The sequence below is a fragment of the Streptomyces sp. YKOK-I1 genome (assembly GCF_054660435.1).
The window spans coordinates 2,023,992-2,042,101 of sequence record NZ_BAAGDR010000001.1 but is presented as its reverse complement, the minus strand read 5'-3'; the positions used below and the strand labels follow the sequence as shown (position 1 = coordinate 2,042,101).

Below are 18,110 nucleotides of genomic sequence, written 5' to 3'. Positions count from 1 at the left end.
CTGCGGTTTCCTCCCGCTGCGCGGGAGCGCGGTCCCTGCGATGCTGGAGGAGGCGAGCGCTACCCACGATCGACACCGGGCGGTGAGCGCATGGCAGGTTTCGAGGAAGACGACGCGGAGCCGAAGGCTCCGGGGGCCGATCCGCAAGGGGATCCGTATCTGCGGACGCGGTTCGCGATTCCCGCGCGGCCCACGACGTTCCTGCGCCGCAAGCGGCTGCTCGGGCATCTGGACCAGGCCCTGACCACCCCGCTGACCATGGTGAACGGCTCCGCCGGCGCGGGAAAGACCCTGCTGGTCGCCGACTGGGCCGCCGAGCGGGAGCCCTCTGTGGCCTGGTTCACCACCGAGGCCGCCGACCAGGGCCCCGGCATGTTCTGGGCCTATCTGCTCCAGGCGCTGCGGGCCGCCGGGGTGCCGCCGCCCTCCGGGGTCGGCAGCCCGGCGGACGCCAGCCGGGTCACCCACACCCTGCTGGCGCGGCTCGCCGCCGACCTCAGCGCCCGCGAGCGGCCCGTCACCCTGGTCCTCGACGAGTACGACCAGGTCCGCGACCCCGACATCGCCCAGCAGCTGGAGTTCGTCCTGCACCACGCGGGCGGCGGTCTGCGCCTGATCCTCGTCACCCGCACGGAACCCCTGCTGCCGCTGCACCGCTACCGCGCCGCCGGACAGCTCACCGAGATCCGCGGCGCGGAGCTGGCCTTCACCCCGCAGGAGACGGCCGAACTGCTCGCGCTGCACGGGCTCAGCCTTCCCCTGCCCGCGGCGGGAGCGCTCGTGGAACGGACCCGGGGCTGGGCCGCCGGCCTGCGCCTGTGCGCCCTCGCCGCACAGGAGAGCCCGGATCCGGAGACGTATCTGAAGGAGTTCGAGGCCGACCGCAGCACCGTCGCCGACTTCCTGCTGGCGGAGGTACTCAAGCAGCAGAGCCCGGAGGTCCAGGACCTGCTGCTGCGGGTCAGCGTCCTCGAACGGCTCTGTCCCGAGCTCGCCAACGCCCTGACCGAGCGCGGCGACTCCGAGCCGATCCTGGCCGGGCTGCACCGGGAGAACGCGTTCGTCGAGGACCTCGGACACGCCTGGTACCGCCTCCACCCGCTGTTCGGGGAGATCCTGCGGGCGCATCTGCGGGTGCGCGCGCCCGGCCTGGAGTCGGAGCTCCATCTGCGGGCCGCCCACTGGTTCGGGCGGTCCGGACTGCTCACGGAGACCCTCGGGCACGGGGCGGCGGCGGGTGACTGGGAGTTCACCGCGAGCGCCCTGGTCGACGACCTGGCAATCGGCCAGCTCTTCACGGGTCTGCGCTCCGACGATCTCGTCGAGCTGTTCTCCCACATGGGCCCCGAGGCCGGCAGCCCGGCGACGGAAATCGTCCGGGCGGCCCGGGACCTGTCGCGCTGCGATCTGGAGCACGGGCTGGCTCATCTGCGGCAGGCACAGCGGGGGTTGGCGGAGAGGGAGGCAGGCGGCTCTTCGGACGCGAGCTCTTCGGGCGCGAGCTCTTCGGACGCGGGCCCTCCCGGGACGGACGCCGTCGACGGGGCCGCGGACGCTCCGGAGGCGGACGGCTCGCCGGGCGACGCCTCCATCCCCGACGAGGCCGCCGCCCGCCTCAGCTGCGCCCTGCTGGAGGCCTCCGCCGCCCGGCTGACCGGCTCGCCCGCGCGGGCGGAGGCGGCCGCGGCGGACGCCGAGAAGGTGCGCGGACAGGTCCCCGCCCATCTGCTGGACAAGCACCCCGAACTCACCGCGCTGCTGCTGACCCATCTGGGCTCGACCCGGCTGTGGGCCGGGCGGTTCGACGAGGCGAGGGCCGCCCTCACCCCCGCCGCCGACTGCCCCGGCGGAGCCTCGACGGCGCTGCTGCGCGAGGACGCCCTCGGCCGGCTGGCCCTGATCGACTGCCTGGACGGCTGGGCCGGCCGGGCCGAACGCAGGGCCCGCGCGGCGATGGCCGAGACGGAACGGTTCGGACTGCCCCGGTCGGCCGGCTCCGGCATCGGGCTGCTCGTCCTGGCCGCGGTGGCCGTCGACCGCAACGAACTGAACGAGGCGCAGGCCCTCCTCGACGCGGCGGCCGAGTCGCACCCGGCGCTGCGGGACCCGGTGATGGAGGCCGGCCGCGCCCTCGCCACCGCCCGGCTGCACCTGGCCCGCGGCGACACCCGGGGCGCGCTCGACGCGGTGGAGCCGGCCGTCACCGCCGAGGTCGTCTCGCCCTGGGCGGCGGGGCAGTCGGCGCTGGTCGCCTCCGCCGCGCACCTCGCGGAAGGCCGGCCCGAGGCCGCCGTACGGCTGCTGCGCGAGGTGCCGGAGGACCAGGTGGCCTGCGCGGTGGAGGAGGCGCGGGCCCGGCTGGCCGCGGGGGAGCCCGGCGAGGCGGTCGAGCTGCTCGACCGGACGCGCCCCGAGGACCACTGCGGGCCCGCGGTGACCGTCCGGGCCACGCTGGTGCGGGCCCGGGCCGCCGAGCGGACCGGTGATCCCGGCGCCGCGCGCCGACTCGTCGCCCGGGCCCTGCGCGAGGCGCGGCGCGACCGGCTGCGCCGTCCGTTCCTGGAGACCGGCCCCTGGCTCCGGCCCCTCCTGCGCACCGGCCCCCTCCGGGAACTGGCCGGTGGCTGGCTCACCCCCGGCGCGCCCCCGCCGCCCGCCGGGGAGGCACCCGCGGTGGTGGTGGAGGAGCTGAGCGGACGTGAGCGCGATGTGCTGCAACGGCTGGCGATGATGATGTCCACCGAGGAGATCGGGGCCGATCTTTATGTGTCGGTGAACACGGTCAAGACCCACCTCAAGAGCGCCTACCGCAAGCTCGGGGTCAACCGCCGCCATGACGCGGTGCGCCGGGCACGGGAACTCGGACTACTGGATCACAATTGATTATAAAGTCGGGTTGTCAGGTAGTGGAAATTACGATGAGTGGTTGACCCTGACGCTGTGTGCATGTTACTTATGGTGTCGGTCGATATGGGTCGGCCAAATCTCTCGGGGGAGGGGTTGCGGGGCAGGGGAATCTTCTTTTCGATCGTCGCTCACATTCGTATATTCGCGTGCGATTTTTTTCGGTCATGCCTAAAACACAAAGGGGAATGGGGAGGGTATGGCGACGTCTGTCTCGTATCCCGGGGTGTACATCGAGGAGTTGTCGAGCGGGGTCCGCACGATCACGGCCGTGACGACGTCGGTGACCGCGTTCGTGGGGGCGACCCGGCGCGGACCGATCGACGAGGCGGTGACGATCACCAGCTTCGCCGACTTCGAGCGGCAGTACGGCGGCCTCGACACGAAGAGCCTGCTGAGCTACGCGGTGCAGCAGTTCTTCCTGGCGGGCGGCTCGGTCGCGGTCGTCGTCCGGGTCGCGAAGGGCGCCCGGCCGGCGTCGAAGGACATCGCGGCCGGCGGCGAGCCGAAGGCGCTGACCGTGACCTCGCGGGACGCCAGCGACTGGGGCAACGGGCTGCGGGTCGCGATCGACCCGGGCACGGCCGACGACACGTTCGGCCTGCGCGTGCTGGACGCCTCCGGAGCGGTGCTGGAGCGCTACCGCCACCTGTCGATGAGCGCCGACGCGCCCCGCTTCGTCGAAACGGTCGTCAACGAGTCGTCGTACATCGACATCAGGGCGACCGGTGAGGCGGTGCCCGACTTCTCCGGCACGGTCTCGGGACCGGTCGACCGGCTGCCGGACCTGGCCGACAAGAAGCTCACCGCGACCGTCCAGGGCGTCCAGCCGGTCGAGATCACGCTCTACACCGCCACCGACACCAGGCCCGCCTCGCTGACCGCCCTCGGTCTGCTGCTGGAGCGCAGACTGCGGGCGGCGTCGCCCGACAGGGCCTTCACCAGGGCGGACGTCGACGTGGCCGGCAAACGGCTCCAGGTGCTGGCCGGGACGCCGGGCACCACGATGACGCTCACCGGCGAGGTGGCGAACGCGCTCGGCCTGACCACGGCCCACGCGACCGCGTACGCGCTGGAGGGCGGCGGCGACGGCCGGCCGCCGACGGACGCCGAGTTCCGCGGCAGCGAGGCCGACAAGACCGGCATGCAGGCACTGCGGCAGGAGCCGGACGTCAACCTGCTCTGCCTTCCCGACCTGGCCGGGCCGGACTACGCGGGTGACGCGATCGGCGTGATCGCCACCGCCGTGGAGCTCTGCGAGGACAAGCGGATGCTGCTGATCGTCGACAGCCCGCCGGAGTGGACCGGCATCGAGCAGGCCCGCAGCGGTCTGCCGGCGTACGACGCGGTCCGCAGCGACCATGCGGCGCTGTACTTCCCGCACATCACGATGACCGACCCGCTGACCGGCCGGCTGCGCGCGTTCCCGCCGTCGGGAACGGTCGCCGGGCTGATGGCCAGGACCGACGCCGAGCGCGGTGTGTGGAAGGCGCCGGCCGGGACCGATGTGCGGCTCACCGGCGTGCGCTCGATGAGCGTCAAGATGTCCGACGCCGAGAACGGCCTGCTCAATCCGCTCGGCGTGAACTGCCTGCGGAGCTTCCCCGTCGTCGGCCCGGTCGTCTGGGGGGCGCGCACCCTCCTCGGCGCGGACGCGCTCGCGTCGGAATGGAAGTACGTCCCCGTCCGGCGGCTGGCGTTCATGCTCGAGGAGAGCCTGTACCGCGGCCTGAAATGGGTGGTGTTCGAGCCGAACGACGAGCCGCTGTGGGGCCAGATCCGGCTCAACGTCGGCGCCTTCCTGCACACCCTGTTCACCCAGGGCGCGTTCCAGGGCACGGCATCGCGCGAGGCCTACTTCGTGAAGTGCGACAAGGACACCACGACCCAGGACGACATCAATCGCGGCATCGTCAATGTGATCGTGGGTTTCGCGCCGCTGAAACCGGCCGAGTTCGTCGTGGTGAAGATCGAGCAGATGGCCGGCCGGATCGAGGTGTGAGGAATTCACCATGGCGGAGTTCACTGTCAACGCGCAGCGGTTCGACCCTTACAAGAACTTCAAGTTCCTGGTGCTCTGGGACGGAAAGACCGTCGCCGGGTGCAGCAAGATCAGCCCGCTGAAAAGGACCACCGAGGTGATCAAACACCGTAATGGCGGTGATCCGAGTTCACCGAGGAAATCCGCCGGCCGGACCGAGTTCGAGGCGATCACCATCGAACGCGGTGTCACGCACGACCCGGAGTTCGACCGCTGGGCGAACAAGGTCTGGATGGTCGGCCAGGGCCTCGGCAGCGAGTCCTCGCTGAAGGACTTCCGCAAGGACATCGTGATCCAGGTCCTCAACGAGGCCGGGCAGGTGGCGCTCGCCTACAAGGTGTACCGGGCGTTCCCGTCGGAGTACCAGGTGCTCGGCGAGATGGACGCGAACGCGAACGCGGTCGCGATCCAGCACCTGAAGCTGGAGTGCGAGGGCTGGGAGCGGGACCTGGAGGTCGCCGAGCCGGCCGAGCCGTCGTACCGGATTCCGTGAGGGGCGCGAGGTGGCTGCCCCGAAGGAGCTGCTCGCCGCCTGGGAGATCGGGCTCGCGCTGCCCGCCTCCTCGGCCCAGCGGGCGGTACTCCTGCACGCGCTGGCCCGGCCCGGGCGGTCGGCCGACGAACTGCTCGGCGTGCCGGTCGGGACCCGGGACGCCGACCTGCTCGGCCTGCGCGCCGCGCTGTTCGGCGAGGTCCTGTCGGTCCGGACTGACTGCCCGGCGTGCGGCGCGGACCTGGAGTTCGACGTCGACGCGACGGGTCTGGCGGCACCCGCGCCCGCGGCCGAGCCGGAGCCGCTGACCGACGGGGACTGGACCGTACGGTTCCGGCTGCCGACGCCCGCCGATCTGCTCGCGGTGTACGACCGGGGCGCGGAGGATCCACGGCGCGGGCTCGCGGCCCGGCTGGTGCTCGACGCGCGGCGCGGTGAGCGGGCGGTGCCCGCGGACCGGCTGCCCGAGCGCGTCGTCCACCTGCTGGCCGAGGCGGTGGCGGCGGCGGATCCGGCGGCCGACATCTCGTTCGCCATGGCGTGCCCGGACTGCGGCGGGCAGGTGCGGGCCCAGCTCGACATCGCGGCCTACCTGTGGGACGAACTCGACTCCTGGGCCCGTACGACGCTCGCCGACGTCCACGCGCTGGCCTCCAGCTACGGGTGGACCGAACCCGACGTCCTGGCGCTCTCCCCGCTGCGCCGCCGCTACTACCTGGAGCTGGCCGGACATGGCTGACACACGGACACCGGACCTGTTCGACCGGCTGCTCGCCCGCACGGGGGCGACGCCCCTGCCGGACGCCGCCGTGGCGCGGGCACGGCCGCGGCTGGCGATGCCGTTCGAGCGGCTTCCGGCGGCGCCGCCGACCGAGACCGAGACCGACGCGGCCGTCGCCCCGTCACAACCGGTGCGGGAGGCCTCGCCGGCACCCGGCGCGACGGCCCCGGCCGGTCAGGACGAGACCCCCGCGCCACGACCGTCGGTCCTCAGCCGGATCGAGCGGACCGTACGGTCGATCGAGACGGTGCGCGCCGTGCCACCGGAGTCACCGGGCGGCGACCAGATGACCGCACCCGCCGTCCTGCGGAGCGTCGTGGAGCGGCTGGTGCTGTCGGCGGACGCCGTCGTCGAGGTCGTGGCCCAGCCGGTGTCCCGACGCCCTGTCGCGGACGCCCCGGAACGGACCCGCTCCGTCCGGCCCGCGGCCGCCGCGCGGACGAGATCCGCGGCCCTGCCTCCCCCGCCCCGGACCGCCGGTGAGGTCCGGCGGCGCGAGGCACCGTCCGCACCGGCCGAACCGGCGGTCCAGGTCACCATCGGCCGGCTCGAGGTGACGACAGCCGCGCCCGAACCGAGGCGGGAACGCACCGGCCGGACCGTACGGCCGGAGCCGGCCGTCGGCCTCGAGGCCTTCCTGGACCGGCGGGAGGCGAGATGAGCAACCACCTGGCGATCGCCCAGGCCACGGAGGCGCTGCGCGGTCTGCTGGCCCGCTCGGTGCAGTCCGACGTGCCCTACGCCGTCCAGGTGGAGGCGCGCAAACCGCCGAGTGAACCGGTCACCGAGCCCACCATCACGGTGTTCTGCTACCGGATCACCCCGAACGCGTCCCGGCGCAACGCCGACACACCCACCCGGGACGGGGCCGGGCGGCTGCTGCGGACCCCCACCGCGGCCTACGACCTGCACTACCTGATCAGCTGCTACGGCAACGAGACCCAACTCGTGCCGCAGGCCCTGCTGGGCTCGGTGGCACGCACCCTGCACGAGCAGCCCGCGCTGTCCGCGCAGGACCTGGAGACGGCCGCCGGACAGGCGTTCCTGGCCGGCGCCGACCTCGCGGCGTCGCCGCAGGCGGTGCGGCTGACGCCCTCGAAGATGGACCTCGACGACCTGTCGAAGCTGTGGTCGATGCTGATCCAGACGCCGTACACGCCGTCGATCGCGTTCGAGGCGTCCCTGCTGCTGCTCGAGAGCAGGCAGACGCCCGCCGCCGGCCGCCCCGTCCGGGAGCACCGGGTCCGGGTGGTCCCGGGCCGGCGCCCGGTGGTGGAGGAACTGCGCAGCCGCCCGGCCGGCTCGGACGCCGCACCACGGCCCGGCCCGGTCCCGTCGGGCCACGACGTGGTGCTGACCGGGCACGACCTGAACGGCGAGAAGGTCACCGTCGACGTCGGCGGCGAGCCCGTGGCCCCCTCCGCCGTCGACGACGGCCGGGTGGTGTTCACCCCGCCCGCCGCCCTGCCCCCGGGGGTGCACCCGGTACGGGTACGGCACGAGATCGCGCTCGGCGACTCGGTCCGCGTCCTCGACTCGAACGAGATCGCGATGGCGCGGCAGGCCACCGTGACCGCGGCCGAGGTCACCGACGGACGGGTCCTCGCCACGCTGGACACCCCCGTCGGCGACCGGCAGCGGGTGTCGCTGCTGCTGGACGGGCTCGACGGGCCCGGCGGCCACCGCTTCGACGCGGCGTACCCGCTGCCCGGTCCGCGGGACCCGAAGACGGTCGCGGTCGTGGCACCGGGCGTCGCCGCGGGCGGTTATCTGCTGCGGCTGCGGATCGACGGCGTCGACACGGCGGTCGGCGAGGACCTGCGCACACCGGCGGTGGAGTTCTGATGGACGACGACGGGCGCGAGGCCGACGCGGCGGTCATGGCCCAGGCCGTGGCGGGTGTCCTGGCACGCCTCGACGCGCACGCCCGGGCCGCCGCCGACCACGCGGCCGACGGCGGCGCTCCCGGACGGCTGCGGCGCCGGTCCCGGCACGCGACGACGGACACCGGTGCCGACGGGGCCCCGGAGGAAGGCCGCGGCGGGGTCCCGTACGACGAAGGCGCGCTGGCGACGGTGGTCGCCTGCTTCGGGCTGACCTCGTTCGAGCGGGACCTGCTGGTGCTGTGCGCGGCCATGGAGCTGGGGCCGAAAGCGGCGGCGCGCTGCGCGGCGGCGGGCGGGCCGGAGTTCCCGACCTTCGCCCTGGCCCTCGCCGCCCTGGCCGAGCCGCACTGGAGCGCCCTGACACCGGACGCGCCGCTGCGCCGGTACCGGCTCGTCGAGGTCGCCGACGAGGGGGTGCTGACCACCGCGCGGCTGAGGATCGACGAGCGGGTGCTGCACTTCCTGCTGGGGGTGTCCCAGGTCGAGCCGCGGCTCCAGGGACTGGTCGCGCGCACCGCCGTACCCGGCCGTCTGCCGAAGTCGCAGGCGCGGCTGGCGGCCGAACTGGCGGCGGCGGTCGGCGCGGACCGGGTGGCGGCGCTGTCCGGTGGCGACCTGCAGACCCGGCGCGAGGTGACGGTCACCGCCGCGCTGGCGGCCGGCTTCACGACGTTCACGCTGTCGGCGGCCGATCTGCCCGCCGAGCCCGCGGACCGCGCGGTGCTGGCCCGGCTCTGGGAGCGCGAGGGGGTACTGCTGCCCGCCGTGCTGCTGGTCGAGGTCGCCGGGACGGCACAGGCGACGGCCGCGGAGGCGTTCGTGGCGATGCTTGGCGTGCCGGTGGTGCTGTCCGGCCAGGACCCGCTCACCGCCGCCGCGACCCACCGCGCGCAGTTCGTCGTCGAGCCGCTGGAGCAGGCCGAGCAGCGCGAGCTGTGGCGTGCCGAGCTCGACGGCCGCGGCGGTGAGGTCGACGTGGCGGCACTCGTGGCGCAGTTCAGCCTGCCCGGGCATGTGATCCGGTCCGCCGGGGCGGCCGCCCGCGAGGCCGGCGGCGATGTGCGGGAGGCGGCCTGGCGTGCGGGCCTGGCGCACGCGCGGATCGCGCTCGACGAGCTGGGCCGCCGGGTGGAGCCGCGCGCCGGCTGGGACGACCTGGTGGTGCCGGAGCGGCAGCGCAGGATCCTGCGAGAGATCGTCGCGCACGTCCGGCAGCGCGCCACCGTCCACCAGGACTGGGGCTTCGAGGACGTGCTGCGGCGCGGGCTCGGCGTCACCGCGCTGTTCGCGGGCGGCAGCGGCACCGGCAAGACGCTGGCCGCCGAGGTGGTGGCGGGCGCGCTCGGGCTGGACCTGTTCGTCATCGACCTCTCCCAGGTGGTCAGCAAGTACATCGGCGAGACCGAGAAGAACCTGCGCCGGATCTTCGACGCGGCCGAGCGCGGCGGCGCGGTGCTGCTCTTCGACGAGGCGGACGCGCTGTTCGGCAAGCGCAGCGAGGTGAAGGACTCGCACGACCGGTACGCCAACCTCGAGGTCAGCTATCTGCTGATGCGGATGGAGTCGTACCGGGGCCTGGCGGTCCTGACCACGAACCAGAAGAAGGCCCTGGACCACGCCTTCCTGCGGCGGCTGCGGTTCGTGGTGGACTTCCCGTTCCCCGACGCGGCCGAACGGGCCGAGATCTGGCGGCGGGTGATCCCTCCCCGGGTCCCGGCCGACGGGGTCGCGGTCGACCGGCTCGCGCAACTGACGGTGGCCGGCGGCAGCATCCGGAACATCGCGCTGTCGGCCGCCTTCCTCGCCGCCGACGAGGGCACCGAGCTGCGGATGCGGCATTTGCTCGCCGCCGCGCACACCGAGTACGCCAAGCTCGAGCGCTCGGTGACCTCCACGGAGGTGGCCGGATGGGTGTGAGCCTGCACGTGGACGAGCTGGTGATCCGTGGCGTCGACGGCATGCGACGCGCCGACGCGGACCGGATCGCGCGCGCGTTCACCCGCGAGCTCACCCGGCTGCTGACCGAGCGGCCGCCGGCCGCCGAGGCCGTCGCGCACGACGTGCTGAGCGGCCTGCGTCCCCTGCCCGCCACGACGTCCCCGCGCCGGCTCGGGCGCGAGCTGGCGCGGGCCGTGCACCGGGGGCTGGTGCGATGAGCGCCGTCACGCCGGTACGGCAGCAGCAGCCGGAGCCGCCGCGCCGCAAGCGCCCGAAGCGGTCCACACCGCTGCGGGAAAAAGGGGCACGGCGCACGCCCCCGGCACCGGAGGCGGTGCTCGCGCAGGCCGGGAAGCCGCTGGAGCCCGGGGTCGGGCGCGTGATGGAGGAGTGGCTCGGTCACGACTTCAGCGCGGTCCGGATCCACAGCGACCGGGACGCCGCCGCGCTGGCCGCGCTGGTCGGCGCGGACGCCGTCGCCGTCGGCCAGGACGTCTTCTTCGCCGCGGGCAGGTACCGCCCGGAGACCGCCCAGGGGCTGCGGCTGCTCGCGCACGAGCTCCTGCACACCGTGCAGCGGCCGGACGCGCCCGGCCGGCTGCGGCTCGGCCGGCAGGACGGCGCGCTGAGCCGGCCGCTGGACGGGGTCGAGCGCGAGGCCGAGGCGCAGGTGGACCGTGGCCCCGGCGACCGGGGCGCCGCGGCCCGAGGCGGCGGCGAGCAGGCGGTGGCGCGGCGGGGCGCGCAGCCGGTGTCGTGGCTGCGGTTCATCAGCGTCGACGTGTCCCAGCTGCGGGCCGAACAGCTGGACCCCGCGGCGCTGGTGGACCGGATCGTCGCCGGCGTGGTGCGTACCCTGCGCGGCGACCCGGCGGACGCGGCGGGGCGCGTGCGGCAGCAGCTCGTACGGCTGGCTCCGGAGCTGCGGACCGCTGTACTGGACCGGCTGCGGCAGCGGCTGTCGTCGGCCGACCAGCTGCGGGTCGAACAGCTGGTCCTCGCCGCCGAGACGTCCGCGGGACCGCCGGTGGACACCGCCGTGGTGCCGGAGCCCGTCGTGGAGCCGGCGGAGCGGGAGCGGACCGAGCGGCGCGACCGGGCCGAGCGGACGGCGGGGGACGAGCGGGAGCGCGCGGACCTGGAGCGCGACGGGCGCGAGGAGCGGGGCCGGGAGAGGGAGGGGGAGGGGAAGGGGGAGTGGGTCGGCGAGGACGCGGCGCACACGGACGCCAGGGACGCCAGGGACGTCAGGGACCAGCAGGACGCCGAGCGCGAGAAGGGTGTGGCGCTCGACGACCGGCGCCGCGAGGACTCCGCCCGGGAGGAGTTGCACAAACGCGAGGACGAGGAGCACCGCAAGGCCACCGAGAAGGGTGAGCGGCCGGAGGCGGAGGGCGAGGAGCACCCCGCCGCCGAGGACCGGCCTGCTCGGGCGGAGGCGGCGGCGGAGGGTCGGGCCGTGCCGCCGGAGGTGGCCGCGCCCGAGCCGATCGGTCGGGCACCGGTCGTCGGGGCCCAGGCCGGGGCGGCCGCCCCGGTCGACGGCGGAGGCGCGGACCCGGTGCGCGAGGACCGGGCAGAGGCGGTCGCGAACGACCCGCAGGGCCCGCTGGCCCGGCACGGGCTGGTGAAGGAGCAGGGCAGGCAGGACGAACCGCCGGAGCAGGAGAAGCCGCTCCACACCGAGGCCGGCGCGGAGTCCGAGGTACCGGCGCCGGAGGCGGCCACCGAGCCCGAACCGCCCCAGCAGGCCGCCGACCGGGCCGAGCGGGAGGCCGGGGCGGACAAACCGGCCCCGGACCCGGTACCGAAGACCGACCCGGACCTCTCCGCGGTGCCGACCGCCGACGAGGAACTGAACGCCGCGCCGGGGTCCACCCCGCCGAAGCCGCGCGAGCTGCCGAGCATGCCCGCACCGCCGCCGGTCGAGGCCGAGCCACGGGACCTGGAGCGCGCGGAGCAGGCCGAGCGGGCCGCGGAGCCGGAGCTGGAGCGCGCGGACGCGGAGAGCCCGCAGGACAGGGCGGTCGAGGCCGAGGGGGAGGAGGCAGCGTCCGACGAGCCGGGGACGGCGTCCGAGGCCGACGCCGCCTCAGGCTCGGCGACCGGCTTCGCGGAGCCCGCCGCCGCTGACCCGGCGGTTTCGGCACCGGCCCCCTCGACGGCCGCCGCTCCGTCACCGGCTGCCGCCGACCCCGCCGCGACCGTCGCCGGTCCGGCCTCGACGGCGCCGGCAGCCGCCCCCGCGACGGCCGGGCCCGCAGCAGCCCCCGACTCCGTCGGCTCCTCGGCCGTGTCGGGCGCCGGTACGGCGCTCGGGCCGGGCGCGCGCGTGCCGGATGAGCCACGGGCGACCGAACCGATGCCGGGCGACCCGCAGCTCGCGGAGGCCGCGCCCGGCGGTGGCCCGGGGGCGGCGCAGTCGACGGCGCCCGGACAGCCGGGGCCCGCGGGCACCGCTCCCGGCGCCGGGCCCGAGGGCTCGCTGGAGACCGGCGGCGGCGGATGCGCCGGAGCGCCGGCGGCCACCACGGAGGCCGACACCCAGGACGGAGGCGGAGCCGGCTGCGGTGGCGGGGGCGGCGCACCGGCCCCGGCCGAGAGGAGGCCGCAGGCACAGCCGCCGGACCTCTCCGGCCAGGAGCCGACGGCCGCGCTCACGACGGTCTCCTCCCAGCCGCCCGCCCGGATGGCACAGGCGCTCGGGGGCGTGGACCGGGCCGTGAGCACCACGGTCGGCCAGGAGCACCAGGACCTCCGGGACGCCCCGCCGGCCCTCGAACGCCCGAGCGGCGCGCCCCGGACGCAGGCCGGTGCCCCGCAGACCGGTGGGCCGGTGTCCACCGCGGTCGAGCCGATGAGCGAGGTGACCCCGCAGACGCTCGCCCGGCAGCGGGAGGCCGCCCCGCCCCCGACCGCGGACACCCCGAATCCCGCGACCCGGGTCAAGGACCCGGTCGTCGCCGGGGGCGGTGAGGACAAGGCCGGTGACGCCGAGATCCAGCAGCTCCAGAGCGCGGTCAACGGCGTACCCACCCGTGACGACCGGCTGTACACCACCGTCGGCGCCGTGCCCAGGGTCAGGCTCGCAGGTGAGACCGATCCTGCGCTCGCCGACGAGCAGCGCCGGCAGACCGAGGACCGGATCAACCGGACGCACGCGCTCGGACGGCAGGACGCGGCGGTCGGACTGGGCGAGGACCAGGTCTACCCGGACGCGCCGGGCGAGACGCTCACCGCCTCGGTGCCAGGACGCACACCCGCAGGCGGCGCGCCCGCCGAGGCGGGCGGTCCGGGCACCGGCGGGGCGGATCCGGACACGGTGTCGGCGGTGGCCGCACAGGAACGCGGCCCGCAGATCCAGGCGGGCTTCGCCGACGGCCGCGGCCGGATGGGCGGGGCACGGCAGGACAAGCAGAACCAGTCCGACCAGGCGAAGGCGGACAACCGGGCCCGGGTCCGGCAGACGGTCGCGGAGAACAGCGACCAGCAGGCCGCCGTACGCCAGGAAGCGCGCGAGGACGCGGCCGGCCGGCGCGGTGAGTGGCGTGACGAGCAGGACAGGGCGGTCGAGGACAACACCAGGACCGCGAACGACGCGCACACCAAGGCCCGCGAGGACACCGGCGCGAAGAAGACCGAGGCCGACGCCGCCGTCGACCGGCGCAGGAACGAGGACAACGACCGGATCGGGAGGGAGCGCCGGGGCGCCGAGGAGAAGGCCCGCAAGGAGCGCGAGGCCGGGAAGGAGGAGTCCGCCAACTGGTGGAGCTGGGCCAAGTCCAAGGTCAAGGCGGCCTTCGACGCCCTCGTCTCGGTGATCAAGGGCGTGTTCGACCTGGCGGTCAAGGCGATCGACGCGATCAAGGAAGGTTTCAAGAAGGCGGTCGACGGACTGATCGACCTGGCCGCGAAGGCGATCACCGGCCTCATCAAGGGCCTCGCGCACGTGCTGCTGGCCGTGGTGAGTGTGATCGGCACGGTCTTCCCCGCCGTCGCGGAGAAGATGCGCAGGGCGATCGTCTCGATGCGCGACGCCGCCGTCGCCAAGGTGCAGCAGCTCGCCGACCGGCTGAAGAAGGCGGTCAACGCGCTCATCGACGCCCTGGCCGGCGCGTTGGTCGCGGTTCTGCGGCTGTACGAGAAGGCGCTGCTCGCGGCCGTCGAGGTGGTCCGCGGCGCGGTGATGAAGGCGATCGCGTTCGTCGATTCCGCGATCAAGCTTCTCGGAGAACTCGCGGCACTGGTCAAGGACATCGCGCCGGACCCGATCGGCTGGATCCGCAAGCTCGGCGCCGCGGCCAGGGAGGGGGTCCGCACCTTCCTTTGGGGCGCGATCAGGACCGCGGTCAAGGTGTGGTTCAACGAGAAGGTCGAGTCCGTCGTCGGCATCGGCAGGATGCTGTGGAACGTGCTGGTGAAGGGCTGTATGTCGGTCGCGCAGATCGGCAGGATGGCCTGGCAGGCGATCGTGAGGTCGCTGCCCGCGATGATCGTCTCGATCGTCGTCGAGAAACTGATCGGCCTGATCGTCCCGGCCGCCGGCGGCATCATCGCGATCGCCCAGGGCGTGATGGCGGCCTACCAGAGCGTCAGCAGGGTCATCGCCGCGTTCAGCGCGTTCCTGACCTTCCTGAAGGCGGTGAAGGCCGGTGGTGTGGCGGCTGCGTGCCTGTTCGCGCGGGCCGTCGCGGCCGGTGCGGTGGCACTGCTGGAGTTCATCGCGAACTTCCTGATGGCGCGGATCGGGAAGGCGCTGAAGGGCGTCGGCACGAAGCTCAAGGGCATCGCCGAGAGGATCATGAAGGGCCTGGGCCGTGGCGCCCGCGCCGTCAAGAAGGCCGCCGGCCGTGGGGTCAACGCCGCCCGCGAGGCGGTACGGCGCGGGGTGACGGCCGTCAGGCGCGGTGCCGTCGCCGCCGCGCAGGCGGTCAGGCGCGGGGTCACCGCGGGGGCCCGGGCGGTGCGTTCGGGCGCGCGTCGGGTGGGCGCCGCGGCCAGAAGCGGGCTGCGCGGGGCGGCCGACGGGGTACGGCGCGCGGCGGGCGCGGTCGGCCGGGTGGTCGGGCCCGCACTGAAGACGGTCAACCGGACGATCAGGCGCCTGGGTGCCAGGCTCGCGAACAGCAGGCTCGGCCGCGCGCTGAGGACGAGCGCCCGCAAGCTGAAGAACCTGGTGACCAAGGGCAGGGAGAAATTCAGGGCCTGGCGCAAGAAGGTCGCGGACCGCCGCGGGCAGAACCGCCGGAACAAGAGGAAGAAACCCCAGGAGTCCAAGGAGGTGCGGCTCGCCCGGATCATCGCGAGGCTGCGGCCCGTGCTGCGGAGGCTCTTGAAGTCCGGGGTGCGCAAAGGGCCGTTGCTCGGAGTCCTGGCCGGCCTGCGGGGCTGGTACCGCCTCAAGAGGCTCTCCCTCTCGAACGGCGGCAAGGGACAGATCCGTGCCGGTCTGAGCCCCGAGCAGCCCGTCACCGACGAGGAGACGGTACGGCTTCTGGACATCAGCCACCGCGTGGCCAGGCGGATCGACGAGATCCTTCGTCGCCAACGTGAGGGCTCGGCACGCCAAGGCGCGCGACAGCCGGCCGACCCGACCACGCTCACTGCCGTGCAGGGTGGCCACACACTGGCCGAATTCCACCAGATGTCCGTGCAGAAGACGGCCGGGAATCCCGTTCAACTGATCCAGGCCGAGAACGCGCGCTTCCCGATCGAGGTCGGCTCGAACGGTGTCTTCCGTATGAAGGACCCGAAAACCGGCGAGATGATGCGGGAGTCCTACTTCGGGATCATTCAGACAGGCGTCAAGGACGTGGGCGCGCAGAAGTTCCAGGACTATCTGCGCTTCGCCCAGCTCAACGACTACAACAGCCTTCCCGATACCAGGGCAGCCGCTGCGGCCGTGTACCTGCAGAAGACGCACACCTTGGCCGAGGGCCTGAGGGCGCCCGAGGGGGCATTCATCGGACGTGCCAATCTGCAGCACATCGTCAACACGCCTCCCGATCGTGTCGCGTCGATGCTGAAGACGGCCCACCGTGAGAACTCCTGGATGCGCGCCGGGTCGGTCCAGGCATTCCGCCAGCTGTCGGCGGTCAGGAGCGGGCTGGATCCCGCGATGTCCCCCGCCGACCAGCTGGCCTATGTCGGGCAGCATCGCGATCGGCTGTCGAAGCTGGACCAGAAGTACGTCGAGGGCATGCGCTTCCGGGTTCCTTACAACAGGAGCAAGACCGACGAGCAGCTCAGACGAGGACTCGAGACTCCGGTCGGAATGCTTCGCAAGGAGATCGACATCCTGCTCGCGCTGCACTTCGGCGAGGGAGTGGTGGTTCTTCCGGAGGAAAGGCCGAAGCTGCTCCAGCGCGTGGACGACGAGGTGATCGACATGGTGCTGCGCCGACTCGGGTTCCTGGATCCGCGGTGACGAGAAGGAGTCGATGACTGTGGACGTATGCAGGAGCCGGAGGCTGGTCCTGCCCGGCCCTTCCGCGCTGCCGGCGCTGACGGAGTTCGCAAGCCGGCGCGAGTTCAAGCTGATCCGGGACGCCACCTCCGATCCACGGTTCGGGGTGACGCGCGAACTCGCCTGGGAGCTGGCTCCGGGACTGGACCTCTACTACGTCGAGGAGACCTCGCTGGCGAGTTGCTTCCTCCAGGTCGAGGGGGACGACCGACGGAACGTGAACGAGATGGCGGATGTCCTGGCCGAACTGTTCCGCGCGCCCTCCCCTGAGCAGCTGCTCGACGACGTCGACTCGGCCGCCACGGCGCAGCAGCACGCGTCGGCGATCCTGCGCCTGGGACTCGGCGCACCGGCGGCGTTCGACGAGGAGATCCACCGCCGGATCGCGGCAGCGATCGAAGCGGACGCCGAGGACATCCGCAGAGCCGGTATCTGGGCGACGGCGTTCTCGCGCTGGCCGGAGTTCGGGGAGCTGCTGGAACGAGTCGCCACGACCGACGAGGTGCCGGAACTGCGCCGCGCGGCGGCGATCGCCGGCCGGTTCAAGGGGGAACAGGCATGACCAGGTACGCGGATCTCCCCAAGCCGGTGCAGGCCGGGATCGTGATCGTGGACCCCGAGCGGGGGACACCGCAGCGGGTCGTCGTGCTGCAGTTCAATCCGGACTCCCTGGAGCGGAGCATCGCGCCGCAGGTGGGCGGTGGGGAGCAGCAGGGGGATCGGACCGAGGCGCTGCGGCTCAAGGGGCCGGCGGTCGAGTCGTGGAAGTTCACCGCCGAGTTGGACGCCACCGACCAGCTCACCGTGCCGTCGCCGCTCGGTGTCCATCCGCAGTTGGCGGCACTGGAGATGCTGATCCAGCCGCCGGCCGCGCAGGTGCGGGCGAACAGCCGGCTGGCCGGGCTCGGCATGCTCGAGATCACGCCCGTCGAGCAGCCGCTGACGCTGTTCGTCTGGGGTCCGCGACGCGTCGTACCGGTGCGGCTGACCGAACTCTCGGTCACCGAGGAGGCGTTCGACCAGCAGTTGCAGCCGATCCGGGCCACGCTCGCGGTCGGGCTGCGGCTGCTGACCGTCAGCGACCTGCCCGCCGGGCATCGCGGCGCGGAGCTGTATCTCGCGCATCTCGCGCAGAAGGAGCGCCTGGCGGGGCAGCTCGCCGCGGGCCGGCTCGCCCAGCTCGGACTGACCGGCATCTGATCCTCGTACACCGAACGAAGAAGGGGGCAGGGCATGGCAGGGATGCTCGATGACATTCCGGCGCCGGATCCGTATCCGCGGACCAGCAGGTACCACGGCGTCGGGCAGTCGGTGCACACGACGGCGGACGGGCGCGAGATCCCGTACACACCGCGGCGGATCCTGCCGCCGCCGGAGCGGCTGGTGCAGATCGACGAGCACGTGGTGGCCGAGGGGGACCGCGCCGACAACCTGGCGAACCGGTACCTGGGCGACGCCGAGCAGTGGTGGCGGATCGCGGACGCGAACCCCGTCATGGATCCGGCCGGCCTGACCCGGACCCCGGGCCGGGTCCTGCGGATCACGCTGCCGGACCAGACCGGCTGACGGGACGACGGCGGTGCACGGAGAGGGAGGGGAGC

12 protein-coding genes are annotated in these 18,110 nt (G+C 73.7%); all 12 read left to right on the top strand.

The window, feature by feature from the left end:
* The first annotated feature begins 90 nt into the window (after positions 1–90).
* The 12 genes from ACYQ8Q_RS08545 (at position 91) to ACYQ8Q_RS08490 (ending at position 18,075) form a co-directional block, all read left to right on the top strand.
* Complete coding sequence (locus tag ACYQ8Q_RS08545; protein WP_460063272.1) at positions 91–2,883, top strand: LuxR C-terminal-related transcriptional regulator; 2,793 nt, start codon at positions 91–93, stop codon at positions 2,881–2,883.
* Positions 2,884–3,103: 220 nt separating this feature from the next.
* Entirely contained in the window at positions 3,104–4,906 is a 1,803-nt protein-coding gene (locus ACYQ8Q_RS08540; RefSeq protein WP_460063270.1) for a phage tail sheath subtilisin-like domain-containing protein, read from the top strand.
* A 10-nt stretch (positions 4,907–4,916) separates the two neighbouring features.
* Positions 4,917–5,438, top strand: a complete 522-nt coding sequence (locus tag ACYQ8Q_RS08535; protein WP_460063269.1) for a phage tail protein — start codon at positions 4,917–4,919, stop codon at positions 5,436–5,438.
* A gap of 10 nt (positions 5,439–5,448) precedes the next feature.
* Entirely contained in the window at positions 5,449–6,177 is a 729-nt protein-coding gene (locus ACYQ8Q_RS08530) for a hypothetical protein (protein ID WP_460063267.1), read from the top strand.
* Positions 6,170–6,880, top strand: coding sequence for a hypothetical protein (locus tag ACYQ8Q_RS08525; protein WP_460063266.1), 711 nt, complete (start codon positions 6,170–6,172; stop codon positions 6,878–6,880). Before ACYQ8Q_RS08530 ends, ACYQ8Q_RS08525 begins: the two co-directional genes overlap by 8 nt.
* Positions 6,877–8,064 (top strand): DUF4255 domain-containing protein, encoded by a 1,188-nt coding sequence (locus ACYQ8Q_RS08520; protein WP_460063265.1) that lies wholly within the window; start codon positions 6,877–6,879, stop codon positions 8,062–8,064. The genes ACYQ8Q_RS08525 and ACYQ8Q_RS08520 overlap by 4 nt, the downstream gene beginning before the upstream one ends.
* Positions 8,064–10,022 carry an ATP-binding protein gene (locus ACYQ8Q_RS08515; RefSeq protein WP_460063263.1) on the top strand — a complete coding sequence of 653 codons (1,959 nt, stop codon included), beginning with the start codon at positions 8,064–8,066 and terminating at the stop codon, positions 10,020–10,022. The genes ACYQ8Q_RS08520 and ACYQ8Q_RS08515 overlap by 1 nt, the downstream gene beginning before the upstream one ends.
* Positions 10,019–10,261 (top strand): hypothetical protein, encoded by a 243-nt coding sequence (locus tag ACYQ8Q_RS08510; protein WP_460063261.1) that lies wholly within the window; start codon positions 10,019–10,021, stop codon positions 10,259–10,261. Before ACYQ8Q_RS08515 ends, ACYQ8Q_RS08510 begins: the two co-directional genes overlap by 4 nt.
* The gene (locus tag ACYQ8Q_RS08505) at positions 10,258–16,470 is read left to right on the top strand and encodes an eCIS core domain-containing protein (RefSeq protein ID WP_460063259.1); all 6,213 of its coding nucleotides are present in this window, start codon (positions 10,258–10,260) and stop codon (positions 16,468–16,470) included. Before ACYQ8Q_RS08510 ends, ACYQ8Q_RS08505 begins: the two co-directional genes overlap by 4 nt.
* A gap of 13 nt (positions 16,471–16,483) precedes the next feature.
* Positions 16,484–17,071, top strand: coding sequence for a hypothetical protein (locus ACYQ8Q_RS08500; RefSeq protein ID WP_460063257.1), 588 nt, complete (start codon positions 16,484–16,486; stop codon positions 17,069–17,071).
* Positions 17,068–17,709: a hypothetical protein gene (locus tag ACYQ8Q_RS08495; protein WP_460063256.1), complete on the top strand. Its 642-nt coding sequence runs from the start codon at positions 17,068–17,070 to the stop codon at positions 17,707–17,709. Before ACYQ8Q_RS08500 ends, ACYQ8Q_RS08495 begins: the two co-directional genes overlap by 4 nt.
* 33 nt (positions 17,710–17,742) lie before the next feature.
* Positions 17,743–18,075, top strand: a complete 333-nt coding sequence (locus ACYQ8Q_RS08490; protein WP_460063254.1) for a hypothetical protein — start codon at positions 17,743–17,745, stop codon at positions 18,073–18,075.
* Positions 18,076–18,110 lie beyond the last annotated feature (35 nt).

Coding starts and splice junctions, on each gene's coding strand:
- ACYQ8Q_RS08545 (WP_460063272.1), top strand. CDS start 91: ATGGCAGGTTTCGAGGAAGACGACGCGGAGCCGAAGGCTCCGGGGGCC.
- ACYQ8Q_RS08540 (WP_460063270.1), top strand. CDS start 3,104: ATGGCGACGTCTGTCTCGTATCCCGGGGTGTACATCGAGGAGTTGTCG.
- ACYQ8Q_RS08535 (WP_460063269.1), top strand. CDS start 4,917: ATGGCGGAGTTCACTGTCAACGCGCAGCGGTTCGACCCTTACAAGAAC.
- ACYQ8Q_RS08525 (WP_460063266.1), top strand. CDS start 6,170: ATGGCTGACACACGGACACCGGACCTGTTCGACCGGCTGCTCGCCCGC.
- ACYQ8Q_RS08520 (WP_460063265.1), top strand. CDS start 6,877: ATGAGCAACCACCTGGCGATCGCCCAGGCCACGGAGGCGCTGCGCGGT.
- ACYQ8Q_RS08515 (WP_460063263.1), top strand. CDS start 8,064: ATGGACGACGACGGGCGCGAGGCCGACGCGGCGGTCATGGCCCAGGCC.
- ACYQ8Q_RS08505 (WP_460063259.1), top strand. CDS start 10,258: ATGAGCGCCGTCACGCCGGTACGGCAGCAGCAGCCGGAGCCGCCGCGC.
- ACYQ8Q_RS08500 (WP_460063257.1), top strand. CDS start 16,484: ATGACTGTGGACGTATGCAGGAGCCGGAGGCTGGTCCTGCCCGGCCCT.
- ACYQ8Q_RS08495 (WP_460063256.1), top strand. CDS start 17,068: ATGACCAGGTACGCGGATCTCCCCAAGCCGGTGCAGGCCGGGATCGTG.
- ACYQ8Q_RS08490 (WP_460063254.1), top strand. CDS start 17,743: ATGGCAGGGATGCTCGATGACATTCCGGCGCCGGATCCGTATCCGCGG.